At 50.0% G+C, this 342-nt stretch carries 1 protein-coding gene; it reads right to left on the bottom strand.

The features are described 5' to 3' along the window. Positions 1-342: IS200/IS605 family transposase (gene tnpA / locus Q1A48_RS21495; protein WP_299948929.1), on the bottom strand; the 342-nt coding region annotated here is incomplete at both ends.

Here is a 342-nt window from a genome sequence, read left to right as displayed (position 1 = left end):
CTCTACTCGCCGATCTTCCTTCTCCTGATGACGAATATACTCCCTGATCACATTCTCATCACGACCAACGGTGGACGCAAAGTAACCTCTCGCCCAGAAGTGTTGCCCTACATAATTTCTACGCTGGCCAGAGTAGGTCCTCGCAATGTAAATAGCACTTTTACCTTTGATATACCCCACTACCTGGGAGACAGCATATTTGGGCGGAATCGATATCATCATATGGACATGATCCGGCATTACGTGCCCCTCCTCAATCAGGCTCTCCTTTTGCCGGGCCAACTGGTGAAATACCGTGGGCAACTCTCTGCGCACCCGTCCAAACAGCACCTTTCTACGATA

This window comes from uncultured Microbulbifer sp., assembly GCF_947489355.1.
Lineage (GTDB): Bacteria > Pseudomonadota > Gammaproteobacteria > Pseudomonadales > Cellvibrionaceae > Microbulbifer.
This window is presented reverse-complemented; position numbering and strand designations above follow the sequence as displayed.